Origin of the sequence: Frankia sp. Cppng1_Ct_nod (genome assembly GCF_920656135.1) — a bacterium.
In the GTDB taxonomy this organism is placed as follows: Bacteria; Actinomycetota; Actinomycetes; order Frankiales; family Frankiaceae; genus Protofrankia; species Protofrankia meridionalis.
Genome location: NZ_CAKKTK010000140.1, coordinates 1 through 4,900 on the forward strand (window position 1 = coordinate 1; position 4,900 = coordinate 4,900).

Below are 4,900 nucleotides of genomic sequence, written 5' to 3' on the forward strand. Positions count from 1 at the left end.
TACCATCAGCATGCCGACGCCCTCACCCCAGCCGACCCCGTCGGCTCCAGCGCCGAACGACTTACACCGGCCGTCCGACGCCATCCCGCCCTGGCGGCTGAACTCAATCAGGACGCCGGGTGACGCCATCAGTGCCGCGCCCCCGACGAGCGCGAGTGAACATTCCTGTGCCCGAAGCGCCCGCGCCGCGATGTGCAGGGCCACCAGCGAGGACGAGCAGGCCGTATCCACCGTCAACGCCGGCCCTTCCAGCCCGAGCACGTAGGCGATCCGGCCCGACATCACACTCGGCGTGTTCCCGGTCATCAGATAGCCGGAGACTTCCTCCGGCGCTCGCGTGAGCGGCGGGGCGTAATCCCAGATGTTCGAGCCGACGAACACACCGGTCCGACTGCCGCGCAGCGACTGTGGGTCGATTCCAGCTCGTTCAATCGCCTCCCAGGAGGTCTCCAGCAACAACCGCTGCTGCGGATCCATCGCCAACGCCTCACGGGGGGAGATACCGAAGAAGCCGGCGTCGAAGAAACCGGCTCCCGGCATGAAACCGCCCTCGGTCGAGGAGATCGTCCGGGGACGGGACAGTTCCGGGTCGAACATGCCTTCGATATCCCATCCCCGGTCCGAGGGGAAGGGAATGATGGCATCGGTGCCGGAGTCAGCGACCCGCCACAGATCCTCGGGCGAACGCACGTCACCGGGATACCGGCAGGACATACCGATGATTGCGATCGGCTCGCTGGCCTGGGCCTCCAGGTCCTTCACCCGTTCGCGAGACTGAACCAGATCAGCGGTGACCCACTTGAGGTATTCACGGAGCTTCTGTTCGTTTTCCACTGGAACTGTGCCCCCTTTGGATGCGGGCATGAAAGCGGATATGGAGAGTGTCGCCGGTGTTATGGGAGAAGCCAGTCGAGCCGGTCAGGAAATAAGCAGCTTGGTGGGCGGGCGGCCTACGCGGCCCGTCCACCGACGCGGTCACGATCCGTTCACTCCGGGAACGTCCACCTAGTCGCGACTGCGAAGTTCGGGGCCACCCACCCGAGAATCTTGGTCGGCGCCAACTTGTAGCCCGGCCCACCGTACCCCTCATTAACGGTATAAACGCCTTCGTCTGTCGCGATGGTCTCGTGGTTGAGCAGCTCACGGTAGGCGTCTGAGATTACGGCGTTCTCCGCCTTCGTCTTCAGCTGAGTGGCCCTACCCTCGACGATGACGACATCGACACCGCTTTCGAGGTGTATCAACACCGGCTTGCCGCTCTTCAGGTAGTCGACACAACGGTTCACCGTACAAAAGTAGAGCTCACCGTCCCTCCAGAAGGCCCAGATCGGCCGAACGTGCGGGGTTCCGTCCGGCAGCGTCGTGGCCAGCCAGTAGTTCAAGTTCTCGCTCAGACGCTTCTCGACCCACTCCCAGTCGAGCTGCGGTCCCGATGCCGTGCCGCCGGATATATAGGCCGGTGCCACGACCGGTGTACGACGGGTCCCTGTCGCTTCAGTAGTCGTCATGCTGTCACCGCTTCAGTAGTCGTCATGCTGTCACCGCTTCCGTACGCCGATGGAGGTGATGTGCGAGCCGTGCGAACTTCATATCCACCCTAATATTTCCGGAAGCCCTTACAACCCCTAAGATTCCAACACCCCGGCGGTCGGAGTGTTGGGGCCGGGGCCGGGCCGCACGGCACCCGCAGCTTGTCCCGCGACACGTCGTTCAGCCGGGCGGTCACCCCCACACGTTCCCAGCGGAGGAAGAACCCGTACACCGTCTGCCACGACAGGAAGTCCGCCGGCAACGCCCGCCATGCCCCGCATACCAAGAAGCCCCACCCCGCGCCGACATCACCGGACGAGTGATTACCTGAAAATTGCCTGACGCGCGTGAGACAGGTCAGGAGCTCGACTTCCCAAGTTGGGTGTTGATGAAGTCGAACATCTCGTCGTCCGACGCCGACTCGATCATCTCGGTCGACACGCCGGCAGCGCCGGCCACGGCCCGGCGCTGCACTCGGCCCGATGTCACCTTCGCCAGAATCTCGTCGGCGCGGGCCGCCACCCGGCCGGCCTCGTCATCCCCGAGCGCAAGCGTTGCCAGAATGGACTCCAACCGGTCCAGTTCGGCGAGCACCGAGTCGACCGTCGTCTCCTTCTCAGCCACCAGCTCGCTCAGCAGCAGGTCTGCGACCGCCGTCGGCGTCGGATAATCGAAGATCAAAGTAGCCGGTAGCCGCAGCCCGGTGGCCGCATTGAGCTTGTTGCGCAGCTCGACCGCGGCCAGGGAGTCGAAGCCCAGCTCGCTGAAGGCGCGGGCCGGGGCGACGTCCCCGACCGAGGCGAACCCGAGGACGGCCGCGACCGTCTCGCGGACCAGGGCCATAAGCGCCCGGCCGCGCTCCACCTCGGACATGGTGGCGAGCCGGTCGCTCCACGACTGCCCGCCCGCGGCAGCGGCCCCGGCACCGACGGCCACCGACCGCGCGGCTCGCAGCTCGGGCAGATCGCTGATCAACGGGCTCGGATTGCCACCGTAAATCCTGGCGACGTAGCGCCGCCAGTCCACGTCGAGCACGGTGAGGAATTCCGCGTTCTCCGACATCGCCTGGTCCATGACGGCCATCGCGTCCTGGGGGTCCATTGCCCGGATCCCGACACGCACGATGCGTTCCTCGTTCGAGCCGAGGGCCGCCATCCCGCCACCGCCCCACATGCCCCAACCGAACGACGTTCCGGCCAGACCCCGGGCGCGGCGGGCCTGGACCAGCGAGTCGAGGAAGGTGTTCGCCGCACCATAGCCGGCCTGCCCGGCGGTCCCGAGCACCCCGGACACCGACGAGAACATCACGAACGCGGACAGATCCCGATCGCGGGTCAGCTCATCCAGATTCATCGCGCCAGTGATCTTCGATCGCAGGACCGTCTGCACAGCCTGAGGCGTCAGCGCGTCGATCACGCCGTCGTTGGAGACCCCGGCGGTGTGGATCACGGCCGTCAGCGGCGGGTCGTCAGGGAGAGCCGCCAGCAGTTCGGCGACCTGCGCACGGTCGGCGACATCACACTGGGCGATCGTGACCTGAGCTCCAAGCTCGGCCAGTTCCCGTTCCAGCTCCGCGGCCCCGGAGGCCGACCGGCCGGCCCGGCTGGTCAGCACCAGATGCGTGGCCCCCTTCGCCGCCAGCCACCGCGCGACGTGGCCGCCGAGGGCGCCCGTACCGCCCGTCACCAGCACGGTTCCGCACGGCGTCCAGCCGCCGTCCGCGTCGATGTCGGCGACCAAGCTTCTGGCCAGACGGCGCAGGTACACCCCGGACGGCCGAATCGCGATCTGATCCTCCCGCCAGTCCGCGCCGAGCAGGTCGATCAGGCGACCACCGGCCTGCTCGGCGACCGCGCCGGCCGGCTCGTCTGAGGCCAGGGCTGGAACGTCCACGACTCCGCCCCACCGTCGGGGTTGCTCCAGGCCGACGGCCCGGCCCAGTCCCCACACGGCCGACTGGATCGGGTGATCCAGCATGTCGCCCGGGACCGCGGCCATCGCGTCGATGGTCACGAACCAGACCGGTGCGTCGACGTCGGCGTCCTCGAGCGCCTGTACGAGGACGACCGACAACGCGAGTCCCGCGGGCACGGCGTCGGCCGACGGGAGCATCCGCTCGTCGAGGCCGAGCCAGGACAGCACGCCCCGCACCGGTTCACCGTCGGGACACGCCGCCGCGATCCGCTCCCTGAGTCCAGCCCGATCCAGGCTGGGGCCACCCGAGCCGTCGTCATCGACGACGATCGCGTGGACCCTGGCCCCCCGCGCGGTGAGCGCCTTCCCTGCCGCGTGCACCCATGCGTCGGCGCGGAACGACGCCGGTATCACGGCCAGCCATAGTCCCTCGACCGAGCCGACCGGCACGTCCTCGGCAAGCTTCCAGGTGATCTCGTAGCGCCAGGACTCGATCCCTGGAGCGGTCGTGCCGACCGCTTTGCGTGCCTCGTCCAGCTGCTCGGGGGACACCGCTCGACCAGCCACCGCCCCGACGGATGCGACGAGCCGTCCATCGGTATCCCCGACTACAACCGCGACCGCGTCGTCGCGGACCCGGCGCAGCCACACGCGCAGCGATGTGGTCGCCGGTCCGTGCAGCCGCACATCCTTCCAGGAGAACGGCAGGACCGCCGTCTGCGACTCACCGCGCATGGTCATGACAGAAGCGTGCAGCGCCGCGTCCAACAGCGCGGGATGCAGGTGGTAGCCGTCGGCGTCCTGAGCGACGTCGTCGGGCAACGCGACCTCGGCGAAGACGTCGGCGCCACGGCGCCACGCCCGGCGCAGGCCCTGGAAGGTCGGCCCGTAGGCGTACCCCTCGCCGGCAAACCATTCATACGCTCCAGCGATCTCCATCACCTCGGCGTCGGGTGGCGGCCAGGTCGCCAGCGTGTCGGCATCCGGCTGAGCGTCGGCGACGTCGCTGTCACCGGCAGTTCCCGGCCCGAGCAGGCCCGTCGCGTGCGTGGTCCACGGCCGCTCGCCGCCGTCGTCGCCGCCGGATTCCGCTCGGGAGTACACCGTCAGCTCACGCCGGCCATCAGCGTCGGGCGCCCCCACCACCACCTGAACGCGGACGCCGCCGCGCTCGGGCAGCACGAGCGGAACGTGCAGTATGAGCTCGTCGACCCGCCGAGCGCCGACCACCGTCGCCGCATGGTTCGCGAGCTCCACGAACCCGGTTGCCGGCAGCAGGACGGTGTCCATCACGGCGTGATCGGCAAGCCACGGCTGGTCCTCGACGGACAACCGCCCGGTGAGGACGACGCCGTCGCCGTCCGCCCGGTCGACCCGCACGCGCAGCAGGGGGTGACCCGCCGCGTCGAGGCCTACGGAGCCCGGGTCGGACAATGTCCGGTCTTCGCGCCGCCGT

The 4,900-nt window shown here is 68.4% G+C and carries 3 protein-coding genes; all 3 read right to left on the reverse strand.

All coding sequences use genetic code 11. The features are described 5' to 3' along the window. On the reverse strand, window positions 1-864 hold an 864-nt coding region (locus tag NBW77_RS21760), incomplete at its 3' end, for a beta-ketoacyl synthase N-terminal-like domain-containing protein (protein ID WP_250280264.1). Window positions 865-986: 122 nt separating this feature from the next. Continuing rightward, window positions 987-1,508: a PNPOx family protein gene (locus NBW77_RS21765; RefSeq protein ID WP_250280265.1), complete on the reverse strand. Its 522-nt coding sequence runs from the start codon at window positions 1,506-1,508 to the stop codon at window positions 987-989. A 379-nt stretch (window positions 1,509-1,887) separates the two neighbouring features. Beyond that, on the reverse strand, window positions 1,888-4,900 hold a 3,013-nt coding region (locus NBW77_RS21775; RefSeq protein WP_250280266.1), incomplete at its 5' end, for an SDR family NAD(P)-dependent oxidoreductase.